The organism is Azospirillum formosense (assembly GCF_013340925.1).
Classification (GTDB): domain Bacteria; phylum Pseudomonadota; class Alphaproteobacteria; order Azospirillales; family Azospirillaceae; genus Azospirillum; species Azospirillum formosense.
In genome coordinates this window covers 1-546 of the sequence record NZ_WHOR01000564.1, presented here as the reverse complement: position 1 = coordinate 546, position 546 = coordinate 1, and the positions used below count along the sequence as shown (strand labels likewise).

The 546-nt window shown below is 59.9% G+C and carries 2 tRNA genes and 1 rRNA gene; all 3 read left to right on the top strand.

The window, feature by feature from the left end:
• Positions 1–94: ribosomal RNA gene (locus tag GBZ26_RS29865) — 16S ribosomal RNA — on the top strand; the annotation flags it as partial.
• 114 nt (positions 95–208) lie between these two features.
• Positions 209–285 (top strand) — tRNA-Ile (locus GBZ26_RS29860).
• A 47-nt stretch (positions 286–332) separates the two neighbouring features.
• Positions 333–408, top strand: a tRNA-Ala gene (locus tag GBZ26_RS29855).
• Positions 409–546: the final 138 nt, after the last annotated feature.

Here is a 546-nt window from a genome sequence, read left to right as displayed (position 1 = left end):
GCAACGGAGGCAGCCAACCACGGTCAGGTCAGCGACTGGGGTGAAGTCGTAACAAGGTAGCCGTAGGGGAACCTGCGGCTGGATCACCTCCTTTCTAAGGAAAAGCCGGCCCGTCCAATCGGGCCGCAGCCACGACGAAGCCGCCGCCGGCGCATCCCTTCTCACGGATCTCATCGTTGCCAACCAAGTGATGAGCTTGGGCAGCGAGGGGCTAGTAGCTCAGTTGGTTAGAGCGCGCGCTTGATAAGCGTGAGGTCGGAGGTTCAAATCCTCCCTGGCCCACCACCCATCAGGCCATCCATTAAGTTTGGAAGCGCGCTTGGTACCGACATGGGGGCATAGCTCAGTTGGGAGAGCGCCTGCTTTGCAAGCAGGAGGTCGTCGGTTCGATCCCGTCTGCCTCCACCAGTGTTCTGGTGCCGAGGCGATGGTGGTCTTCCAGGGAGATCCGTCAGAAGGAAACGCAACACGGAAACGTGAGCTTCGGCTCTCCCCAAGCGGGAGGACTGGAGCGGGATCATGGACAGTGTGAAGACGATTGTTAAG